We start from the raw sequence: 21,403 nt of genomic DNA on the forward strand, positions 1-21,403 counted from the left end.
ACTTTGTTACATTCGGGGCGATGCACAGCAATGTTCTAGCGCCATTGTGCACTGCGAAAGATTTCGTCCCCCCAAAAGCAGGAGCCAGAAATGGAACAGCTGATGAAAGGCGTGTCGCGGTTTCGCGATGCGGTCTATCCCGAACACAAGCAACGCCTCGAGACCCTCGGGCGCGACGGGCAAAGCCCCACCACTTTGATGATAAGCTGTTCCGACAGCCGTGTGGTACCTGAACTCATCACCCAGTCCCAACCCGGCGAATTGTTTGTGATCCGCAATGCGGGCAACATCGTACCGCCTTGGCAGCGGGTAAACGGCGGCGTGACCTCCACGATCGAATATGCCGTCATGGGCCTCGGCGTGACAGACATCGTCATTTGCGGCCACGCCGACTGCGGCGCGATGAAGGCGCACTTCGCGCCCGAAGGCGCTCTCGATGCCATGCCATCGGTCAAGGAATGGATTGGTCATTCCACCGCTGCACACTCGGTGATCGAAGCTTGCTGCGGCTCGGCAGACGACGGCGAAAAGCTTGACCGCCTCGTAGAAGAGAATGTCATCCTTCAGCTGACGCATCTGCGCAGCCACCCCTGTGTAGCCGCTGCACTGGCTAAGGGCGAACTCCGCTTGCATGGCTGGGTGTTCGACATCTCCGAAGGCGCAATCCGCGCGCTCGACGGCGAAAGTGGCAAATTCCGCCGCATGGAAGATCCCCAGCACCCGGTCCCGGTTGCCGATTTCGGTGGTAATCGCCAGCAGGCTCGGGAAGCGGCCTGACCTCCCAGTCCCTTCCCAGGGCCGGTGCCCGTTCGCAGGAGTTCGAGCGCACCGGCCCACCCTCCCGTCAAATCTGCTGACCCGAGACTTTTACACTAAGGAGCCGTCGTGGCCGACAAATCGTCGTTATTCTCGTCCTTGGGCAAGGACATTCCCGCTTCAATCGTGGTGGCGCTCGTCGCCCTGCCATTGTGTCTGGGTATCGCGCTCGCTTCGGGCGCGCCTTTGTTCTCCGGGCTGATCGCGGGGATCGTCGGCGGCATCGTCGTCGGTGTCCTCTCCAAATCGCAACTTTCGGTCAGCGGCCCCGCAGCGGGCTTGACCGTGATCGTCCTCGACGCATTGACGGTCCTGCCTACTTGGGAAATCTTCCTCCTGGCAGTTCTGCTCTCCGGTTTGCTTCAGGTCGGGCTTTACTTCACCCGTTCAGGGACTCTGTCGGAATTCGTGCCCAGTTCGGTCATCACCGGCATGCTGGCGGCGATCGGCCTGATCCTGATCCTCAAGCAAATTCCTTATGCCATGGGCTATGACGGGGATTTCGAAGGCAGCCTCAGCTTTCTCCAGCCTGATGGTCTCAACACGATTTCCGCCTTGTTCTACTCCGTATGGGATTTCTTCCTGCTGGGGCCGATCATCATCGCAGTGGTTTCGCTTATCTTCCTCTTCTGGTGGGATGCAAACCGTCCCAAAGACGGCCTGCTGAAGCTCCTGCCCGGACCACTGGTTGTCGTTCTGTTTGGCGTGCTTGCAAACGAAGCGTTCAAGCTCTTCGCACCCGGGCTCGTCATCGACCCAAGCCAGCTCGTACAGGTCCCCGTATCGGAATCGCTGGGCGAATTCGTCGGACAGTTCCGTACTCCCGACTTCTCGGCCATCACCATGCCCGACGTATGGATCGTCGCAGTGACACTAGCGATCGTCGCCAGTCTGGAATCGCTGCTGTGCGTTAAAGCCGTCGACGAAATCGACCCGCGCCGCCGTACGACCGACAAGAACCACGAACTGCTCGCACAGGGCGGTGGTAACTTCGTTTCCGGCCTGATCGGTGGCCTGCCGCTCACGTCTGTTATCGTCCGGTCTTCGGCCAATGTTGCCGCTGGAGGTGAAACCAAGACTTCGGCCATCCTCCACGGCTTCTGGTTGCTCCTGAGCGTTCTGCTGATCCCGGTCGTACTCAACCTCATCCCGCTTGCTGCGCTCGCTGCGATCCTCATTCAGGTCGGCTACAAGCTCAACACGCCTGAACTCTACAAGCGCCGCTGGGCGCAGGGCTGGCATCAGTTTGTGCCCTTCATGGCCACTATCGCAGCAATCCTCTTCACCGATCTGCTTCGCGGCATCATCATCGGACTAGCCATCGGCTTCGTATTCGTCGTCGCCCGCAACTTCCGCACTGCAGTCAGCGTAGCCAACGACGGTGATTTCTGGATGGTACGCGCTCGCCGCAACCTCTACTTCATTCACAAGTACGAGTTGCAGAATTCGCTCAACAAGGTGCCGGAAGGCGCGAGCGTGGTGATTGATCTCGAACGGGCGGAATTTGTCGATCCGGACAACATCGACATCATCAACAGCTTTGCCCGCAACGCCAAGTTCCGCGACGTTTCGGTCACCATCCGCGGCGATGTCGACCACCTCGAAGACACTCCGCTGGAAGCCCCTGCCAAGAAGGTAGCTTACACATGAAGACCATTCGAGAACTGAAGCTGTCCAACAAGGCCTGGTCGGACGAAATGCGTGAGCGCAAGAAGGACTATTTTGCGCGGCAGACGGTTGGCCAGAATCCGGAAGTGATGTGGATTGGCGGATCCGACAGTCGTGTATTTCCACATCAGATCACGCAGACCCGGCCGGGCGAATTGTTTATCCATCGCAATCTCGCCAACCTGGTCTACTCCGATGATGACAATCTGATGGCCGACTTACAGCATGCGGTCGACGATCTAAAGGTCGCGCACATTATCCTGTGCGGCATATACGGTTGCAACGGCATGGGTGCCGTATTGAATGGCGACGCGACGGGCCACATGCATTCCTGGCTACGCGCTTTGCGGGAGGTCTACGAAGAAAACCGTCTGGAAATCGATTCGATCGAAGATCCCTTGGATCGGCAGAACCGCTTGGCCGAACTCAACGTCCGTGAACAGCTTCGCCGACTTTCGCAGCTCGACATTGTGCGCGCTGCCTTGGAACGCGGGCAGGACCTGACCTTGCATGGCTGGATCTACGATTTGAGCAACGGCAGGCTGACCGAATTGTTCGAAGTCGAACCCGTCAGCGAAACGTCGGGCTTTGCTATGCCTCTGCAGGATGTTCCGCAAATGGAAGACCATCTCGCCGTTGCAGAGTAATTGAATGCATGGTGTGGTAGCGAACAGGCCCCGCGCGCCTCTCGCTACCACACCTAACCTCGCGGTCAGGCAATCGCACCCAGTTCCTTCTCAAGCTTGGACAACCACGGTGCATAGGGCTTCCATGCCCCTTGCCCGGACCGGTTGAGCGGACGTCGAACCTGTTCGGAACTTGCCGTCCGTACCGCCCGCTCAGTTCGATGGAAATCGAGGCAGGATTCTTCGAACGGAAGGCCGATATGATCGAGCATGCGCCGGGTCTGGCCTTCCAGATCATCGAGCACATCCTCGTGGTTCACTCGGAGGACCCGGCCGGGAAGCACACTATCCCAATGGTCCATCAGACCGACATAATCGCGGTAATAGCGACCGATCTCCGTCAGCCCGTACGTGAAGTCCTGCCCCTCGGCAAAAAGCTGTTTGAAGCCCGAGAAGCAGCAATCCATCGCATCGCGCCGCGCATCGATAATGGTCGCGTTGGGCAGTATTAGGTGGATCAATCCGATGTGGCGGAAGTTGTTCGGCATCTTGTCGATGAAGAACGGCGCACCCTGTCGGTGAATGCGAGTATCCTCGATGAAGCGATCACCCATTTCAGCGAATTGATCCGCGTCCAGATCGTAGAGCACCTGAGGATAACGGCTCTTGCCGGCCTTTCGCCCCCGCAATTTGTGCGCGAGCGCGAGGATGTTCGGCAGTTCCAGCGTCCCATCGATCTGTGAGTGACTGGCAAGAATCTGTTCGAGCAGTGTCGATCCGGCACGCGGCAGGCCGAGGATGAAGATCGGGTCCCGCACAAGGCTACCTACATTCGCCTTGCTCTCAAATAATTCAGATGTGCAGACTTTCATCTGTACATCCATTTCAGCAGTCATCCGGTCGGCATCATAACCGGTTTGACGGCGCTTCAGATCATTGCCGTACTCATAAAAGCGGAATGACGGGGCATGTTCGGCGCGGTCTTCAAAGGCCTTGCCGAGCGCGAAAGCAAGGTGAACCCGGTCCATGAAGCCAATGTCCGTGCGCGCTGCCTGCCCTTGCATTGCGGCAAGCTCTGCTTCGGTAAAACGATAGGTCTTGAGATTGGCAAGCGCGTAATACGCATCCCCATGTCCGGGCCGCGCAGCGATCGCCGCGCGATAGGACGCCACAGCGCGTTCCTGATCCCCGACCGTCTTCAGCGCATGGCCGCGCGATGTCAGCGTCGCCGGATCGCCGGGCAGGCGCGCCAATACACTATCGAAAAGTTCGAAGGCCCGGTCGTAATTGCCAGTCTGCATGCTTTCGATCGCCAGGTGGGACTGAAACAGCGGGCTGTCAGGATCTCGCTGATACAGCGCCTCTGCTTCTTCGCATGAGCGAGCGAACTTTTGTCGCTTGCGAAGCACGTCGATATAATCGAGCCGAACCTGAATATTATCGGGCTCGAATGCCGCGGCGCTCTCCAGCAGGAATTCCGCATCATCAAGTATCCCCAGCCTCAGGCCGATCTGAGCCAGCAACCGCATCGCTTCGACATGCTTGGGATTGCGGCGCAGAAAGTGTCGGCAGATTTCTTCTGCCCGCAGTGGGCGGCCTTCATGGAGATGATGCGTCACCGCAATCAGCTCTTTAGGCAAGGCCAGGAGACGCCGTTCCTGATTGCGCGCAGTTGTCGCTTCGCCCATTCGACCAGCCGCTTCGAGTAATTCCGCCTGTGCGCGCCAGCTTGCCGCGAGCGCGGGATTGAACTGGACTGCGCGGCCATAAGCTTCAACTGCTTGCTCCGTTTCGCCCGTCGCACGCGCGAGGTGGCCGGCCTCCTGCCAGGCGCGTCCATATTCGGGGATCTGGGCGTGCAGGCGGTCCAGATAATCCTGCGCATCTTGGTGGCGTGCCAGATAACGGTTTGCGACCGCCGCGATATAGAGCGCCTCGGCATCATTCGGGACATCGGCCAGGATGGCCTCGGCAAGTGCCAGCCCCCGCTCGAAGGCGTTGGCCTGCAGCGCTTCCTGCGCATCCTTCAGCGTTTGGTCACGCCGATCCATCCTGTCTCCTCGTTACTTCTTGTACAAATGGCGGAGGCGAGCCTCAAGCTGCGCCCCTGCCATAAATACGACCGTTGTTCTGGGTCAGTAGCTGAAGGTGGCTTTCGCACCCACCGTCAGCGGCCGATTGGTTACGATGCGCGCGCGATCGTAATAAAAGTCGCCAGCAGTTTGAGCCCGCTCGTCAAACAGGTTTGCCCCGTAAACCTCGAACCGCCACTGATCGTAGGATACGCCCGCCGATAGATCGACCACGGTGTAGCTGTCGAGCTCCAACCGATTGATGGAGATAATGTCGGTGAACTTGGAGGCTGAATGCGAAATGGACGGCTGGATAAACGCGCCCAGTTCGTCGGTCAGATCCCACTCATAGCGCACCCGCAGATTACCCTGAAAGGACGGGGCATAGGCAAGATCGGATCCAACCTGCACGTCGTCCGTCGGGGTCAGGACCTCGGTAATCTCGGTATCGAGCAATGACACCGCACCCGAAAGCGTCAGACCGGGCGCTGCATAAGGCGCGAAGGTGAAATCGGCTTCGAAACCCTTGATCTCTGCATTCGCCGCATTGTCCGAAAAGAACAAATTGGTGATGCTGGGATCGAAGATGGTCGTCTGCAGATTGCTGATGTCGACGTAAAATAGGCTGCCGTTGATACGCAGCTGACGATCGAACAGTTCGGTTTTCGCGCCGATCTCGTAGTTCTTCACCTCGTCCGATTCCAGCTCGAACGGAACGGTGAAGCCGTCGGGTCCTTGCGCACCACCGGGACGATTGAGCAGGCCGGGACGGAAGCCTTCCGAATAGGTCGCATAGAACAGCAGATCTTCCGTCGGGGTGAAGTTGACAGTCGCCTTGAAGATCACGCCCTCGGTCTTCGCCTTGTCGGGTGCACGGATCGCGTTGAACACCTGTTGCGCCTGAGCAGCAGTAAGTCCTGCTGCCTGTATGTCCTCAAGGCTATCGTCTCGTCCGAAGGTCTGACGCAGATCGGCATCGCACGACCCGATGAAGGTATATTGCCCATCGCCATCATAGAGATCCGACAGGTTGGTGCCAAAGGCGTTCGCATCCTGCGCGGCGCCCGCATTGCAGAAGGAACTGTTGGCTGTGCCTTCGAAATCGACCTCGACGTTGTAATACCGAGCGCCGCCGGTGATCGACAGCAAATCGGGAACAAGGTCGAAGGTTGCTTCCCCGAAAATGCCGAACTGCTGATCGGTCCGCTTCACGTCGTTACGGAAGATGACACCATACGGAAACGGTCCCGCATCGCTGGCATAGGCTCCCGGGAAAGGGAAGTTCGGCGCAAACCCGCCGAACGGCTGGGCCAGTTCGCTACCCGGATAGGTATAGTCGTTGCGTTCCTTGAGCACGAGGTCGGAATAGAACCCCCCTGCAGTCACACGGAAGCGATTTTCCTCCGGCGTGCTGAGCCGCAATTCCTGCGTGAACACCTGAAGATTGCTATCCGAGGTGACATAGAGGTTGGGCGCCTGGCATGTCCCGCTCGGTGCCGCGTCGCCGGGATAGCTGACCGACCCATCGCAGATGTAATATGGAAGGTACTGGCCGGCGAAAAGATAATCCGAGTAGTCGATCCGCTGCTCGGTTTCGCGTTCCGTGTAGGCACCGTTGTAAATCACATCGAGCATGCCCAGACGGCCTTCGACGCTCCAGGCAGTGTTGGAGAAATCGTCCTCCAGCCGGTCGTCTTCAAAGCGCTGAATCTCAAGATCATCGAGATCGAGTTCCGGATCGGCGAAGAATACTCCGTCGCTCTCCAGACTTTGGCGGCTGTGCGCTACGGTGATCCGCCAGTCCGGCGATACCTCGTAAAGGGCCGAGACGCGGAAGCCTGAATATTGGGTGTCGTTGAAGTCATTCTCGACCAGCCCGGCGTTATTCGCCTCCATGAAGTTAACGCCCGACAAGTCATCGCCCGATTGAAAGCCGGCGCGATTGGGTGCCACGGGCACACCGTTGTCGCGCACCGTTCCGGCTGGGCGGAAGCGCGCGCTTTCGCTTGCGTCGCGGGTGCCTGCGACATTGTCGATGTAGCCGCCCTGATTATCGAGATATACGACGCCGCGCACGGCGAGATTGTCGGTCACCGGCACGTTGAGCATGGCTTCGGCCTTGTAGCTCGCCTCGCCTCCCTTGGTGAAGGACGTGCCGACACTGACCCTGGTGTCAAAGCCCGACAGATCGGGCTTGTTGGTGATGAGCCGCACGACACCAGCCTGCGAACTCGCTCCGAACAAGGTGCCCTGAGGCCCGGAAAGAACTTCGATCCGTTCGAGGTCGGCGGCATAGACGTCGAGATTACGACCCGGCTGTGCCAGCGGTTGCTCGTCTAGATAAAGCGAAACGTTAGGAGCAAGACCCGCGACGCCCGCCGTTGTGAGGTTTGGCGTGGTCGACGCAAGTCCGCGAATATAGATCGTGCTCTGGCCGGGACTGCCACCGCCAGCGGTCACGGTGGGCAGTTGCTGCAGATAATCGTCGAAGGTCGCGATGTTCAACTGGTCGAGCTGTTCCTGACCCAGGGCCTGAACCGAAACCGGTACGTCCTGCAGATCTTCGCTGCGACGCTGGGCGGTGACAACGATGGTTGTGACGCCGCCTTGGCGCGGCTGCCTCTGAGCGCCGGTCCGGCTCTCGGGCTGCGTGGCGGTTCCCGAAGTAGTGGAACTCTGCGCGTGCGCATGTGTGGGTGAAAGAAGTGCAATCGCAAGCGCACCGAATGATATGCCTTGTGCGGTTTTAAATAGGATAATGGCCCCCTTGAAGATGTCATGCGTGAAGTCGATCATCCGGCGCGACAAGTCGGCCAGGTATCGACGATGATGGATGTTGTGTGGGGGCGACCTACGGAAGCTGGTCCCGTTCGGCCACCGAAGTGCGCCTATTTCCCGGGATTGACCGATGGCTGTTGCTGCAATGCAACAATTAATCCCGCCACCCGGCAGTGCCGGTCACTTAGTTGTGCTGTTGATCACTTCTTGTCCGCTGCGACCCCGACCGCCGTCGTGGGCACGCCCTGATGTTTACGGATCAAGTCGTAACAGATCGCCTTCACGATCGAAATTGCCATCAAGGCGACGACGAACGAGAATGGGAGTGCGCCAATGATCATCGTGATCCGGATCGCCTCGATTCCCCCAAGAACCAGCATGCTGCCGACTACTGCGGCGAGAGCGGCCCCCCAGAATAGGATGTGCTTTCGATGTTCGCCTTCCGTGTCGCCTGCTCCGTTGATCGTATTTACGATCAGGATCGCGCTGTCGGTGGAGGTCACCAGATAAGTCATCAAAAGCACCACGATCATGCCCGAGACGGCAAACGCCGTTCCAGGATCTAGGATGACGGCTAAGGTCGCATAAAGCTGGTCGGCCATCGTGGCATTCACAATGGTGCCACCTGCACTTCCATTGAGTTCAAGGGCGATCGCGGTGCCGCCAAGCAATGTCATCCAGATGAAGCATACCAAAGATGGGACGAGAACCACGCCGAAGATATACTCGCGGATCGTCCGCCCTCTTGAAATGCGGGCGATGAACATGCCGACAAAAGGGGAAAACGCGATCCACCACGCCCAGTAGAAAACCGACCAATCCAGCTGCCACGCTACCAATTGCTCTCCTACGGGACCCTCATCGGAAAACAGGGTGAGCGACAGGGGGATGAAATGCCCGATATAATCCGCGATTCCCTGGCCCAGAAGTTTCAGGGCGAATAGGCCGGCGCCCATGATCGCAAACAGCAAGAGCAGCAGAAAGGAAAGGCCAAGATTGAGGTTGGAAAGCCACTTGATACCCTTCCCCACGCCCGACAGCGCACTGAGGGTAGAGGCACCGACCAGAATGGCCAGGGCAAGTGCAATGGCAGGCAGGGAAGAGGACCCATCCGGGTTGAGCAGCCAATCACCCAAGCCGACGCGTGAAAGACCGACAACGAATTGTTCAACGCCCAGGCCCATGGTCACTGCAACGCCGAGTATGGTTGCCACGACCGCGACGACATCGACCACGTGGCCGCCAAATCCGGACATGGTCTTTCCGAACAAAGGAACCAGAGCGGACCGGATCGTCAGCGGAAGATCGCGCCTGTACGCTACGTAGCCGATCGCCAGCCCCACCAGGGCATAGGTTCCCCAGGCTGCGAAACCCCAGTGGAGGAAGGTATAGACAAATGCTGGCCGCACCGCGTCCCAGGATTGCGCCTGGACCGCGCCGCGGATGATATCCGGATTTTCGGAAAAATGGGAGAGGGGCTCACCTGTCGAATAGGTGAGCAGCCCGATACCGATGCCCGCACCGAATAGCATGGCAAACCACGAGAGACGTGAGAACTCAGGCTTCTCTCCGGCATATCCAATCCTGAGGCTGCCGGTTTGCGGGAAAATTGCCAGGATGGCACATATCGCTATGAGCGCCGCCACAAGATAGACATACCACCCGGCGAAGGACGATATGATCGTTGAATTGGCCGCCGACAGGGTCTCGTTGGCGCTGACTGGGAAGAAGATCGCCCACAGGATGATGAGCGTAACGATGATCTTCGCTGGGATTGTCACCTGACGGCTGAAGCCATCGTAAAAGCCGCGATCGGCCGTGCTAATCGGCAGTTCGACCAGTGGCGGGGCTATCCCCTTGGGATCATCGGATGACATGGTTCTCTCGCTGACTTGGCTGTCCCAAGGTTCGGCGAACAGTGGGTAAGGATGCTGGCATCATACGGACGATCGTCAAGAGATCAAATGGCACTGCCATCTTAAGCACGGCGCTATTGTCCCAGCGCACATTGGAACAGGCCCCCGATGTCAGGCCGCGGTACGCGGCGTCTATTGCTGCAGGTAAAACATCGACCGCCTTGCCCAGCCCGCACAAAGCACCCAGCATTCTCACCGGCGCGCACTAGGCAAAGGTTGGATTTTTCAAGCTTTTCTCAATCTTTCCATATTAACGCGATGCTCCAGTCCCACTTAACCACGCCTCGAGAAGCCTCGCCCAAGCAATGGTCGCAATCCTCATCACTCTCGCTGTCGCCGGCATGGTGGGCATTGCGCTGGCCGTTTGGCTCAGGCCGCAACTCATCCATCTGCGCGGCTCCATAGAGCGCGCTGAAGGACTGATCGGAATAAAGCACACCGGCGGATTTCTGGCCCGGGCGTCACAAATAATCGTGGCAATGGAGCAGGCGCTCCAAAGCTCAGCGCCGCGTGCACAATCTCACGCGATTTCGGGTTTGCCGACGCGCGAACCCTTGATTGCGCGGATGAAGAGCGATCGAAAGGGCACACTCGGCATCCTGGCGTTGAAGGACTATGATCGCTTGTGCGCCTTCGACCCGGAATCGGCAGAGCGCTTGTTGCTGATCATGGTCGAGCGTTTGACGGCAATGGTGCCAAGAGACCAGCTCGTCGCACAGCTTGATCGCTCCCATTTGGCTATCTGGATTGGGCCGGACATGGAGTTGGCGGCGGCGACTACCGAGGTGGAAGCACTCGCCTACTCATTGGGCGATCGCTGGTGTGACGGCGAAAGAGAAATTTTTCCCGAAATCGCATTCCGCACCGGAGAGTTCAGGTCCGACAGCGGAGCTCCCGAAGCCTTGCTGTCGCAAACCCTGTCATCATTCTCGGTTCCACTGATCACCGACGTGCGGGAAATCGTATCGAGCATCGATCCTGCGATCCAGTCGCGCGAGCGCTTCCAGATAGAGCAGGATCTGCGTCAGGCTGTCGGACGGGACGAACTGCGCATGCAGTTTCAACCTCTGATAGACGCGTCGACAGGGCGGGTGTCGGGGGCAGAGGCATTGCTCCGTTGGCACCATCCCACGCGAGGACTGATCCCGCCGACCCGCTTTATTCCGATCATGGAAGCTTCCGATCTGTCGCCTGAAATTGGCCTTTGGGCTCTTAACCGGGCGGCGCGAGAGGTACGCCAATGGCGCGATGGTGGACATGATCTACGTGTTGCGGTCAACGTGTCCGGTAGACAGTTGGATGGCGCCGACCTGCCGCTCATGATCGAACGGACACTGGCGCGACATGATCTCGGTGGGGAAGCTCTGGAGATCGAACTGACAGAAACAGTTGCCCTTGCCGAAGGTGATTGCGCCGCGCGCCTTAGCGACGCTCTGCGGTCGCGGGGCATCCGGATCGCAATCGACGATTTCGGCACCGGTTATTCCAGTTTCGCGGCGCTCAATGCCATCGCCTTCGACAAGATAAAGATCGACCGGGCATTCGTAACTGACGTTCATGCCCGACGCGAAAGCCAGGCGATCTGTTCCAGCATTCTTACGCTTGGTCGGGGGCTTGGCATTAACGTCTTGGCTGAAGGCGTCGAAACAGCCGAAGAATTTCTATGGCTGCGCGATCATGGATGTCGTTTCTTCCAAGGTTTCTATTTCGCCCGGCCGCTTTCGGGCGAGGACTTCCTGACTTTTGTCAAAGACGAACAGACGCTCAACAGATTGTTGCAGGCGGACACACAACTTATTTCTGAGAGGATGCGGGCATGACGACCCTTTTGCGGAGCGTGAAGATAGGCATGGGCCTGTTTGGTGTTCTGGTGCTGAGCGCATGCTCGTCCGGACCAAAAAGCATAGCGCCCGCTTCTGCCATACAGCAGGTCGATCCTGATGAGGTCGAAGAAATTGCAGCTTTGCTAGACCGGGGAGAGGTTCGATCCGCGGAGAAACGACTCCGGAAAGGTTTGGACCGGGATCCGATGAACCCTTCCCTGCAAGTCCTTCTACAGGGCATCGAAGGTGACGCCCGAACCGATCTGGGACCGAAAAACTTCAGCTACACCGTCCGCTCTGGCGAAACGATGACGGAATTGGCTGAACGCTTCCTTGGCAACCGCCTCAAGTCCTATCAACTGGCGAAATATAACGGCATAGATGTGCCGGACGCATTGGAAGTCGGACGCGAACTTCTGATACCCGGACAGTCACCCAATGCAGCGAGTTCCCCTCGATCGACACCAAAGGCGGAAAAAGCCGCACCTGCCCGCCCAAAAACGGAAGTGGCAAAGCCAGCTAAGCCGGCAGCCGCCCCTGCGCCACGCAAGACTGTCGATCATGCTGCTGTCCGTCGTGCGCGCTCCGCGGGGCTTGTTGCCCTCAATCAGGGCAACGTGAAACAAGCGGTCGCGCTGCTCCGCCGCGCAGCTGCGCTCGACCCAGACAACAAAGCAATTGCAGCTGATCTGCGCCGGGCGGAACAGATTGCCGCAACTGTCAGGGCACGACAGTAATTGGTTGATAAGACTTTTACTTTAATCCCGCGTCACCTGCCGATTGGACTATCGAGCTGGAAGGGACGCGCACAGTATGATCGAACGGCTCGACCGTTACAGGATAGAGGGCAAGCTTGGCGAAGGCGCCATGGCGGACGTTTACCGTGCGCACGATCCGGAAATCGGTCGTACGGTTGCCATCAAGGTTCTCAAACCCGAATTCGCCAGCAATGCAGACATTGGTAGTCGTTTCTTGCGCGAAGCACGGGCCGCAGGTGCCCTGAGCCACGCCAACATCGCGACAATCTATGACGTGGGCGAGGCCGACGGAATTGCCTACATCGCGATGGAGTTGGTGGACGGACGCCCGCTCGACCGCTGGATTGCGGCCAATGGCAGGATTCCGCACGAACGAACGCTCCATCTAGCTCTGCAACTCGCCCAGGCTCTCGGCTATGCGCATAGCATGGGGATCGTGCATCGCGACGTGAAGCCATCCAACATTTTGATCTCCGAAGACGGGAAGACCGTAAAACTGCTCGACTTCGGGGTAGCGAGAATGGGCGATGCCGATCCTTCCGCGCTTGAGAGGACGCAGGTGGGCCAGCTTGTCGGCACACCGCGCTACATGAGCCCCGAACAGGCGCTCGGTCTGCCGGTAGACGCCCGTTCCGACCTCTTTTCGCTCGGGGCAGTTTTCTACGAAATGACGACCGGAAAACCAGCTTTCCCCGGCGGAGAACTGGCGGTGCTCGCAATCCAGATCGCTCAGGGCAAAGTCACGCCGATCGGAGAGGTTACGACTGACTGCCCACCTGGATTTCGCGCGGTCATAGACAGACTTCTCGCGAAAAAACCCGAGCAACGTTATGCGGACGGCACTGCCCTCGCCCAAGTGCTCGAACGCGAAGTGAACGACGCACGCGAAGGAGGCGCAGTTTCGCGAGGCCTGTCTTTGCGGTTCAAAGTTCCAATCGCGCTTTTTTTGGTCACGGCCCTCGCCTTGGCGGCTTGCGTCAGCGTCATTCTCCACCGCCAGCAGCAAGCACTCGAAACGATGGCGGCCGCGACCGGAAACAGCATTGCTGCCTTCATTACCGGCAATGCGGCCGTCACGATTGCAGAGAACGCCGGAATGCCGTCTCCGCAACAGGACTGGACGGCTCTTCAGGCGTTCGTCACCACTGCCGCGCAAGACGACGCCATGCGCGGGATTGTGGTCGCCGACGCAGATGGCACGATCCGGGCGTCCAGCAACCCGCAACTCATCGGCAGGCGCTACCAGAGTCATGACGCCGAGGACGCGATCCTGGAACAGCCGGATCGACGCGTCACGAATGTGTCCGACGCGGATGGCGGTGGCATGCGCTTTGTTCATCCGGTGAACTATGCCGGGGTCCGGTTCGGAACAGTAGATCTGGTGCTGAAACGCGACGCGCTTAATGCAGCCCTTTCTACATCGAAAGCTCTGTTTGCAGGGCTTTCGGCCGCTGTCATGGCCGTAGTCCTGCTCATTGGATATCTAAGCGGCGCGTTTGTAGCGCGTCCACTGCGTCGCCTGCGAAAGGCGCTGGACGAAATGACGGCGGGCGATCTCACCACCCGCATTTCACATCAGCGCCGGGACGAGGTGGGCGAGGCTTTCGATGCCTTCAACCGCGCAGCATCCACCGCTGAGGTGCGCAGTGCCAGCACCCCGAAACCGGCCGATACCGCGGTTCTTGCTACCCGGATCGCGGCGTAGGAGCATCGCAATGTACATGCTTCAACTGTTCGATATCGACGACGCAGTCCAGCCGATCGACGCACGGCTGTTTGCTACGGGGAACCTCACTATCGGACGCGACGCTGCTGCCGACTGGAGCATTGCAGACCCCAATTGCGAAGTGTCACGCAATCATTGCGAACTTCGGATCTCGGACAATGGCCTGTCGCTCCATGTCAGCGGAGCGAACGGCGTTTATGACGACTTCAGCGGCGCCCGTTATCCGGACGACGCCGAATTCGTGCTCTCTGTGCCGGCAACCTTGAGGCTGGGACGGTTCCGCATCGTCATCGCTCCTGCGCCCCTTGCCGCATCGCCTTCCGGCGCAGCAGATCGCACGATGGTTCTCACTCCTCCGCTTGGCACATCGACCGACGTTCCCAGCGAATGGGACGAACCGACAAATCAATCGACACCTGCCAGTGGGACGCTCTTGGAAGCGTTCTGCCAGGGCGCCCAACTCGATGCGTCGCTGTTGTCCAGCGAAGACCCCGATGAGATCATGCGCCGCGCGGGCGCTCTTTACCGCCAGATGGTCCTTGGAATCGGCGACCTAATGTCCGAACGCAATGCTGCGCGGCAAAGATACAGCCTCAACCGGACAACCATGTCGGGCCAGGACAACAATCCTTTCAAATGGGCACCGTCCCAAAGGCTCGCCGTCGACCTCCTGCTTGCAGAATCAACCGGCTTCATGTCCGGTCCTACAGCGCTCCAGGCTTCGTTTCGCGACGTCAAACGGCATCTCGTCGCTACCTTTGCAGGCATGCGCGGGAGCCTGCGCGCAGCGATCAATCATTTGAACCCGGATCGACTGGACGGGTCGGGTTCTCGGCGCAAGACGTTGCTTCAGACGCGCTCTCAGTCAGCCTTGGAACAACTACGCGAGCGTCATGCCGAACTTTGTTCCGAGATTGCGGACGGTGTGCCGGGCGCGCTCGACCGCGCCTTCGTTGTGGCCTACGACGAAGCGGAAACGGTTGCTGATACATGCGACTGAGCAGGTTCTTCCGGCATCGGAAAGAGAGCGATCCGCTGGCTTCGTCGGATATTCAATCCGTAAGCCGCAGCCATGTCGGTCGGTTCCGCACTCTTAACGAGGACCGCATCCTCGATCGTCCGAATTCCCGGTTATGGGCAATCGCCGACGGCATGGGCGGTCATGTGAACGGCAGTCTCGCTGCAGAGACCGTCATTGCCCATCTTGGAGGTTTGCCGCAGGTACAGGAACCGGCGGCCATTCGCGCTGCCATCGAAGCGGCGAATGGCTCGATCCTTGAACGGGCTGGCGGAAAAAGCGGGACGACAATCGTCGCACTGAAAATATTTGATGACTGCGCGCGCATCTGGTGGGCCGGCGACAGTCGCGCCTATCGTTTGAGAGACGGGAAAGTGGACCTTCTCACTCGAGACCATAGCCTTGTACAGGAATTGGTCGAAGTGGGCGAAATAGCCGCCGACGAAGCGGCAGGACACCCTCGGGCCAATGTCATCACCCGTGCGCTCGGCATTGCCAGCAGTATAGATCTCGACGTGCGGGAAATCGATGTGAGTGCGGGCGACCTGTTGCTTTTGTGCTCTGACGGCCTTTCCCGCTCGTTTGTCAGTGACGATCTTCGCAACGAGGAGCCGATCGATGCCATGGCTGATCGATTGCTCAGAAATGCGCTCGAGCGAGACGGGCGCGACAACATCTCCTTCGTGCTCGTAAAAGCGTAAGCATTCTCGATATCACCGACGTTGCGAAATCAACGAGGGAAATGCGTCAAAATCCCCGGACAGCTCACAGCAGGAACCACATACCCCCCAGCAAAACCACCGAGCCGGTCCCCATCAGACTGGCGACCAGCCGCAGGTTCATCCGCCTCAGGGGCTGGACAGAATGAGCGTCCAGCCGCTCGAGAACGCTGCAGGAATTACGCTCCGCGAGGTAGAATATCACCATCCCAGACAGGATGAAGCAGGATGCGATTGCCTTGGGCAACCAAGACGGTTCCATCTTTCCAAACAAGGCATTGAATCCCAAGCCGATGCCAACCGCTGCAAGGCCTGTTCGCATCCAGCCCGCAAATGTTCTTTCATTCGCTAGCACGGTGCGGTCCTCAGCCAGATCGGTACGTTCTCCGGCAAGCTCGGCAGTGTCGTTCGATTTCGTCATACGCCTCTAGTGCCACGTCGGCCGCCGCCGTGCGCACAACATAAGTTGCGCTCCTCATCGAGACGTATGTCTCGGTGTTCTCATGATAATTCCACATGATCTTTGTTGTGTGAAGGAACCCGATGGAGGCGATATTCGCTCAGTCGCTACTATCGACGCAATCCGTGTTTTGAACCAGTAAGCGCGGCATCATACGCCAGGTTCGTGAGAATCCATGTCGTTACAGCAAAGGGTACTGCTTGAATGTTCACGCAATTGCAGACGCCCCTTCCGGTTCATGTGATCGGCAAAGGCGCGGGGCTGGCTTTCGCAGTGATCGATTATGGCGCGGAGCATAATCTGATATGGGTGACTGCGCTGGATGAGGGCGGCGAAATCTGGTGTGCACCCAACCCGAAGGTGCGGGTCGCGGAGAACTGGTCGCTAGGTCGGAGCAGGGACTCGATAGCTGGCGCCGACAGTCTTGCTGCCCCGGAGGGTGATACCCCTTGAACCAGAAACCGATTGCCTTCTTCGCCCATCATCAGGGCCGGGGCCACGCCAACCGGATAATGGCGATCTCCAAACACATTCCTCCCGAAAGACCTATCACCATTTTGACTGCGAAGCCGGAGCAGTTTGAAAGCCTACCTCGCGAGGCTGAGCTCGTCCGGCTCCCGGACATGATCGGCGCGCCATCGCGATCCAAAGCCTTGCACAATCAGGCGACACCATCCGTTCTGCATTGCGTTCCGCTAGGCGTAGACGAGATGCGCGATCATATGGGCATTATCGCCCAAACCTTACGGGCCATCGATCCGGCCCTTTTCGTCATCGATGTGTCCGCGGAAATCGCGCTTCTTTCGCGCATCATGAGCGTACCAGCCGTCACGATCCGCATGCATGGCGATCGGTCAGACATTGGGCATCTCGCAGGATACGAAGCCTGTGTGGGCATGCTCGCGCCGTTCGACGACGCCATCGAACAGGATAGCTACCCTGACTGGGCTCGCTCGCGCACCTTTTACACTGGCGGCCTCTGCACCACGAAAGATCCAATCCTCACGCGAGACGAAGCCCGCAAACGGCTGGACCTGCCGCTCGACAAGCCCATTACGTTGGTGATCGCAGGCGGCGGTGGATCGGGTACTCCCTACGCTCCGTTAACCGTGGCTGCCCGGGCAGAACCCGAAGGTCTGTGGCTCGTTGCAGGCCCCGTCCACCGCGAAGGACATGAAACGGATTTCGGCAACCTGCGCGAACTCGGATGGATCGATAATCTGACGGAATTTCTGTGTGCGGCAGACCGGGTCGTTGCATCGGCCGGCGACAATACGGTCCATGAGATCGCCCGAGCAGCCAAGCCTTTCCTCTGCATTCCAGAGTGGCGATACTTCGATGAACAGCAGGCAAAGGCTGCCGAGTTGGCCCGAGTAGGTGCCGCCCTCCATCTCAACACCTGGCCAGCTTCGATACCAGAGTGGCAACGGGCGCTCGCAGACACGGATGGGCTGGTTGTTTCGAGGCTCGCGACCCTTCATGACGAGGAGGCTGCGCAGAAGGCAGCGCAATGGCTGGAAAGCGAAGCGCGCCGTTTGTGGGCTAACTGAAACGGACTTCCGGACCCTGCGTTGTCTTGGCAATCTCTGACGCCGTTGGATGGCGGATCACGGTCAGCTTATCCGCATCACGCTCTATCAATCCGCGACGTGCGAAATCGTCGAGCCAGTAATCCATGCACCACTCATGCCAGCAATCGTGGAAAAGCCTCGCATTGCGGACAATGCTCTCGAAATGCTGGAGAGGCGGTTTGTTGATTGTGTGATGCTGATGGTAACATACCGTACCCCCCAGCCAGTAAAGTTCGGCTCCGGCTCTTTCGAGGCGGCGACCGAAATCCGTTTCTTCCGCGCCATAGCCGACGTATCGTTCATCCATGCCTCCTGCGCTGTCCCACGTCTTTCCTATAAGGATGAAGGCAAGACCCCAGATTTCACCAAAGTCCTGAATGGCCCTCGTTGCGCACATGGAAAGGTCGGGCTTCGCCGGGTGGCGCTTGCCTGCCCATTCAAGTTTGGTGACATCAGGCGCGCGCTGCGTGTGGTCCAGCCAGCCGTCCGGATTACCTGGAAGGTAGCGGACCTCGGGCAGAAAGACGCCATCGGGAAGTTGGTCGACGGCTTCGATCGCGCGTTTCACAAAGTTTCGATCAGGGATGCAGTCGACATCTAGAAAGGCCAGAATTTCTCCTTCCGCCTGATCGGCCGCATGGTTTCGCGCTTTGGCCAGCGGGAGGGCATCGCCATCTATTTGCAGCAGACGAATAGGGAATGGACAGTCTGGAGGAACTCGAGGCGCTACGTCCTGCATGAAAGCAACGACCAGTTCGTCCGGCATTCTCGCCTGCGCGCATAGCCCGGCAATCAGATGATCCAGATGCACTTGGCGTCCCCGCACCAGCGTGAGCACAGATACCGAGCGGTACGTCATTGCCAGTGCCCGGCCTCGCTGTAGTGGCGGACCCCCTCGAGCACTCCCCCAGCGTGGGTAGCAGATGCCATATAGGCATGGGAGAGCGCGGGATCATCGCCGAGGCCGTCACTCCAGTTGCCGACGATGATGGGATGAGGACATGCGCGGAGCATGGCCCGGTCGTTCCCGCTGTCGCCTGCCACGACTACCTGCGATTGAGTCATGCCCAGCGCATCTGCAACATGCAGAACGGCGGCGTGTTTTCCCACGCCTCTGGCCAGGATATCCAGATATCGGCCATGACTGGCGACGATCTCGATATCCAAACCGGCGTCGTGCATGGTTCGGCGGATTTCTTCCGGATCGTGATCGTCGAGGAAGTAACTCGCCTTGCCCTTGCGCTGTTCGAGTGGCGCCTGGGGGCGAAGGCCCAGGTCTCTGGCCAAGCATTCTATTGCTTCACCTCGCCAATCTCGCGCCACGTACTTTGCCCATGCGCTGTCTTCCGCATAGCTTCGCGTCGCGGGATCATACCAATGAATTTGGCTGCCCACGCTGCTGATGATGACGTTCGGCGTGGGAACTCCTTCTGCTGCAAGTATGGCCTGAGCGCTGTGGAAGCTGCGCCCGGTAGCAATCCCCAACGCAATCTTGGATGAGTTCTGGATTTGCCAGTCGAGAAATTCGCGCAGTGCCGCCCGATCGCCCAGCAGGGTATTGTCGATGTCGCAGACAAGAAGCCGTCGATGCTCGCTGCTCGGCTTCTGAGGCTCGACCAGCTCGCGGATCACCTTGTGATAGATGTCCGTATGAGCTTCCCAGTCGTAGGCGGCGACTGCATCGCCTCCCGCCGATGCGTATCGAATCCATTCGCGTCGATTGGAGATAATCTCGAGACAGGCACCGGCAATCGCCGCTGGGTCCTTGGGACAAACCAGAAGACCGTTCTTGCAGCGCTCCACGATATCGTTGGGGCCTCCACTATCGGTAGCAACGACCGGCAGACGCGCAGCAGCCGCTTCGAGCAGGGTCAGGCCAAATGGCTCATTCAGTGCTGGGTTTACGAAAACGCCGCCACTCTCCCGGGCAAGAGCATAATAGGCCGGGATGTCTTCGGGCTCGTGCGATTTGGGATAGGCGACCTTCCCGTACAGATCGTGCGAATCGACCGCGCGGATAAGCTCCTCGCAGATCGACCGGCATTCAGGCTCGAGATCGGTAATCCTGCTCCGGCAACCGGCAACGATGACCAGGTTCGCACGGTCTTGAAGAGACGGGTTGGACGCATATGCTTCGACAAGCCCAATCAGATTTTTCTTTCGGACCGGACGGGCGATGGCCAGAATGATGGGCTTTTTCGGATCTCGTAAAAAGCGCTCAACCTCTTGCTGCACCTTCGCATTTGGCGTCGCTCCTTCGAAGCGTTCCAATTCGCAGCCAGGGGGAATGACCCGGATCCGTCCCGCACGGATCGAACCGTAATGCGCATACTGGGCTTCAGCCTCGTCGCGCGAACTCGCAATCACGGCGTCGGCGGCTTCCAGGGCCCTTTCTTCAATAGCTATTCGCCGTTCCAGCTCGTCATTGGTTCGGCCGCTGGCCTCTCGTTTGACCGCTCCCAGAGAATGTCCTGTGAAAACATAGGGAATGCCGAACACCTCCTTCGCGCGGCGAGCCAGAATGCCAGCGTCGGCGTAGTGCGCGTGGATGAGATCAGGTTTCCTATGGAGACCGCGAAGATAGGCGATGAAGGAATCGCACAGCTCGCCATGGCGATGGCGCAGGTCTTCCTTGGGAAGGTAAGCTTCCTCGCCATCGGCAATCCGGACGAGACGCACCTTGTGATCACGCTCGCTCTCACCGGGTCGAAATTTTTCGCCCAGTCGTGAATCCACAAACCCTCGCGTCACGAGATCGATGCGGTGAACGGAGGGATCTTTTGCGCTCGCGTCAGCAAGCTCCAGCAGATATTTGATATGACCGCCGGTGTCCGCCGTCAGCCCATAGGGAACATCCTGCAAAGTGAGACACCCTTGGAGCGCAACATGACAAATGAACATGTGAAGACCCTTTCCAAAGGGTAGGATTCACTTATACATGCTAAGTTCCTGAAATAGCAGGCAATCTATGTTAGTTCTATGCGTATAGCTCATGTCGCACCCGTGATTTATCCAGTCCCGCCGAAGACGTATGGCGGGACAGAGCGTGTCGTCGCCGATCTTGCTACGGCACAGGCCAAAGCGGGGCATGAGGTCACCGTGTTCGCGCCTTGCGACAGTAGGCTAACGGACGTCGAAATAGTCGGGAGCTATCGCTCAGCCTCCGCATCTTCCGACACATATGGAAAATTGACGCCCGGCTTCCCGGCAGAATTGGAGGCGGAACAACTCGCCGATCTCGTAACGCGCGCTGCGCAGTTCGACGTCGTACACCTCCACGGCTCGGCGCATGCGAGCGGAGTATGTGCTGCACTAGGTTTCGTGGACAAAGCTTGACTGTGGACTCGGACCTTGATTCAAGGCTGGCTTTTGGAGGCAGCCTTGGGCGAGCGGATTGGCGTTACGGACGAAGAGTGGGAAGTGATCGGGCCGCTGCTGCCACCTGAGCGGGG

General features: G+C 58.7%; 17 protein-coding genes. 11 read left to right on the forward strand and 6 right to left on the reverse strand.

Annotation, left to right across the window (positions count from 1 at the left end):
- The first annotated feature begins 90 nt into the window (after positions 1–90).
- From AC13F2_RS10915 to AC13F2_RS10925, 3 genes are all read left to right on the forward strand, one after another.
- The gene (locus AC13F2_RS10915; RefSeq protein WP_221597191.1) at positions 91–777 is read left to right on the forward strand and encodes a carbonic anhydrase; all 687 of its coding nucleotides are present in this window, start codon (positions 91–93) and stop codon (positions 775–777) included.
- 108 nt (positions 778–885) lie between these two features.
- Positions 886–2,466 carry a SulP family inorganic anion transporter gene (locus AC13F2_RS10920; RefSeq protein WP_482964635.1) on the forward strand — a complete coding sequence of 527 codons (1,581 nt, stop codon included), beginning with the start codon at positions 886–888 and terminating at the stop codon, positions 2,464–2,466.
- Entirely contained in the window at positions 2,463–3,131 is a 669-nt protein-coding gene (locus AC13F2_RS10925; protein WP_196847590.1) for a carbonic anhydrase, read from the forward strand. The genes AC13F2_RS10920 and AC13F2_RS10925 overlap by 4 nt, the downstream gene beginning before the upstream one ends.
- Before the next feature lie 65 nt (positions 3,132–3,196).
- On the opposite strand, the gene AC13F2_RS10930 is transcribed toward AC13F2_RS10925, so the two are convergent.
- The 3 genes from AC13F2_RS10930 to AC13F2_RS10940 form a co-directional block, all read right to left on the reverse strand.
- On the reverse strand, positions 3,197–5,161 hold the full coding sequence (locus tag AC13F2_RS10930; RefSeq protein WP_482964636.1) for a tetratricopeptide repeat-containing sulfotransferase family protein: 1,965 nt from the start codon (positions 5,159–5,161) through the stop codon (positions 3,197–3,199).
- Between the two features lie 84 nt (positions 5,162–5,245).
- Entirely contained in the window at positions 5,246–7,978 is a 2,733-nt protein-coding gene (locus AC13F2_RS10935; RefSeq protein WP_482964637.1) for a TonB-dependent receptor, read from the reverse strand.
- A gap of 182 nt (positions 7,979–8,160) precedes the next feature.
- Positions 8,161–9,837 carry a BCCT family transporter gene (locus AC13F2_RS10940; protein WP_301641784.1) on the reverse strand — a complete coding sequence of 559 codons (1,677 nt, stop codon included), beginning with the start codon at positions 9,835–9,837 and terminating at the stop codon, positions 8,161–8,163.
- 344 nt (positions 9,838–10,181) lie between these two features.
- Between AC13F2_RS10940 and AC13F2_RS10945 the strand changes: the two genes are divergently transcribed.
- The 5 genes from AC13F2_RS10945 to AC13F2_RS10965 all read left to right on the forward strand — a co-directional run bounded on the left by AC13F2_RS10945 (position 10,182) and on the right by AC13F2_RS10965 (position 15,902).
- Complete coding sequence (locus tag AC13F2_RS10945; protein ID WP_482964638.1) at positions 10,182–11,696, forward strand: putative bifunctional diguanylate cyclase/phosphodiesterase; 1,515 nt, start codon at positions 10,182–10,184, stop codon at positions 11,694–11,696.
- A 29-nt stretch (positions 11,697–11,725) separates the two neighbouring features.
- Positions 11,726–12,436 (forward strand): LysM peptidoglycan-binding domain-containing protein, encoded by a 711-nt coding sequence (locus AC13F2_RS10950; protein ID WP_482964639.1) that lies wholly within the window; start codon positions 11,726–11,728, stop codon positions 12,434–12,436.
- Between the two features lie 76 nt (positions 12,437–12,512).
- Complete coding sequence (locus tag AC13F2_RS10955; RefSeq protein ID WP_482964640.1) at positions 12,513–14,162, forward strand: protein kinase domain-containing protein; 1,650 nt, start codon at positions 12,513–12,515, stop codon at positions 14,160–14,162.
- A 10-nt stretch (positions 14,163–14,172) separates the two neighbouring features.
- Positions 14,173–15,183 carry a type VI secretion system-associated FHA domain protein TagH gene (gene tagH / locus AC13F2_RS10960; protein WP_482964641.1) on the forward strand — a complete coding sequence of 337 codons (1,011 nt, stop codon included), beginning with the start codon at positions 14,173–14,175 and terminating at the stop codon, positions 15,181–15,183.
- Positions 15,174–15,902 carry a PP2C family protein-serine/threonine phosphatase gene (locus AC13F2_RS10965; protein WP_482964642.1) on the forward strand — a complete coding sequence of 243 codons (729 nt, stop codon included), beginning with the start codon at positions 15,174–15,176 and terminating at the stop codon, positions 15,900–15,902. Before tagH ends, AC13F2_RS10965 begins: the two co-directional genes overlap by 10 nt.
- Before the next feature lie 64 nt (positions 15,903–15,966).
- Here the strand turns inward: AC13F2_RS10965 and AC13F2_RS10970 are convergent, their stop codons facing one another.
- Positions 15,967–16,341, reverse strand: a complete 375-nt coding sequence (locus AC13F2_RS10970; protein WP_196847583.1) for a YidH family protein — start codon at positions 16,339–16,341, stop codon at positions 15,967–15,969.
- A gap of 243 nt (positions 16,342–16,584) precedes the next feature.
- On the opposite strand from AC13F2_RS10970, the gene AC13F2_RS10975 reads away from it, so the two are divergent.
- Both AC13F2_RS10975 and AC13F2_RS10980 read left to right on the forward strand, forming a co-directional pair.
- Positions 16,585–16,833 carry a hypothetical protein gene (locus AC13F2_RS10975; RefSeq protein ID WP_196847582.1) on the forward strand — a complete coding sequence of 83 codons (249 nt, stop codon included), beginning with the start codon at positions 16,585–16,587 and terminating at the stop codon, positions 16,831–16,833.
- The gene (locus AC13F2_RS10980; protein WP_482964643.1) at positions 16,830–17,930 is read left to right on the forward strand and encodes a glycosyltransferase; all 1,101 of its coding nucleotides are present in this window, start codon (positions 16,830–16,832) and stop codon (positions 17,928–17,930) included. The genes AC13F2_RS10975 and AC13F2_RS10980 overlap by 4 nt, the downstream gene beginning before the upstream one ends.
- Here the strand turns inward: AC13F2_RS10980 and AC13F2_RS10985 are convergent.
- Both AC13F2_RS10985 and AC13F2_RS10990 read right to left on the reverse strand, forming a co-directional pair.
- Positions 17,923–18,810, reverse strand: coding sequence for a glycosyltransferase family 2 protein (locus tag AC13F2_RS10985; protein WP_482964644.1), 888 nt, complete (start codon positions 18,808–18,810; stop codon positions 17,923–17,925). The genes AC13F2_RS10980 and AC13F2_RS10985 overlap by 8 nt on opposite strands.
- Complete coding sequence (locus tag AC13F2_RS10990; protein WP_482964645.1) at positions 18,807–20,852, reverse strand: HAD-IIB family hydrolase; 2,046 nt, start codon at positions 20,850–20,852, stop codon at positions 18,807–18,809. Before AC13F2_RS10990 ends, AC13F2_RS10985 begins: the two co-directional genes overlap by 4 nt.
- A 102-nt stretch (positions 20,853–20,954) precedes the next feature.
- Between AC13F2_RS10990 and AC13F2_RS10995 the strand changes: the two genes are divergently transcribed.
- On the forward strand, positions 20,955–21,287 hold the full coding sequence (locus AC13F2_RS10995) for a glycosyltransferase (protein ID WP_482964646.1): 333 nt from the start codon (positions 20,955–20,957) through the stop codon (positions 21,285–21,287).
- The last annotated feature ends 116 nt before the right edge of the window (positions 21,288–21,403 follow it).

Source organism: Qipengyuania sp. L-5Y (assembly GCF_056859455.1).

Coding starts and splice junctions, on each gene's coding strand:
- AC13F2_RS10915 (WP_221597191.1), top strand. CDS start 91: ATGGAACAGCTGATGAAAGGCGTGTCGCGGTTTCGCGATGCGGTCTAT.
- AC13F2_RS10925 (WP_196847590.1), top strand. CDS start 2,463: ATGAAGACCATTCGAGAACTGAAGCTGTCCAACAAGGCCTGGTCGGAC.
- AC13F2_RS10930 (WP_482964636.1), bottom strand. CDS start 5,161: ATGGATCGGCGTGACCAAACGCTGAAGGATGCGCAGGAAGCGCTGCAG.
- AC13F2_RS10935 (WP_482964637.1), bottom strand. CDS start 7,978: ATGATCGACTTCACGCATGACATCTTCAAGGGGGCCATTATCCTATTT.
- AC13F2_RS10940 (WP_301641784.1), bottom strand. CDS start 9,837: ATGTCATCCGATGATCCCAAGGGGATAGCCCCGCCACTGGTCGAACTG.
- AC13F2_RS10945 (WP_482964638.1), top strand. CDS start 10,182: ATGGTCGCAATCCTCATCACTCTCGCTGTCGCCGGCATGGTGGGCATT.
- AC13F2_RS10950 (WP_482964639.1), top strand. CDS start 11,726: ATGGGCCTGTTTGGTGTTCTGGTGCTGAGCGCATGCTCGTCCGGACCA.
- AC13F2_RS10955 (WP_482964640.1), top strand. CDS start 12,513: ATGATCGAACGGCTCGACCGTTACAGGATAGAGGGCAAGCTTGGCGAA.
- tagH (WP_482964641.1), top strand. CDS start 14,173: ATGTACATGCTTCAACTGTTCGATATCGACGACGCAGTCCAGCCGATC.
- AC13F2_RS10965 (WP_482964642.1), top strand. CDS start 15,174: ATGCGACTGAGCAGGTTCTTCCGGCATCGGAAAGAGAGCGATCCGCTG.
- AC13F2_RS10970 (WP_196847583.1), bottom strand. CDS start 16,341: ATGACGAAATCGAACGACACTGCCGAGCTTGCCGGAGAACGTACCGAT.
- AC13F2_RS10975 (WP_196847582.1), top strand. CDS start 16,585: ATGTTCACGCAATTGCAGACGCCCCTTCCGGTTCATGTGATCGGCAAA.
- AC13F2_RS10985 (WP_482964644.1), bottom strand. CDS start 18,810: ATGACGTACCGCTCGGTATCTGTGCTCACGCTGGTGCGGGGACGCCAA.
- AC13F2_RS10990 (WP_482964645.1), bottom strand. CDS start 20,852: ATGTTCATTTGTCATGTTGCGCTCCAAGGGTGTCTCACTTTGCAGGAT.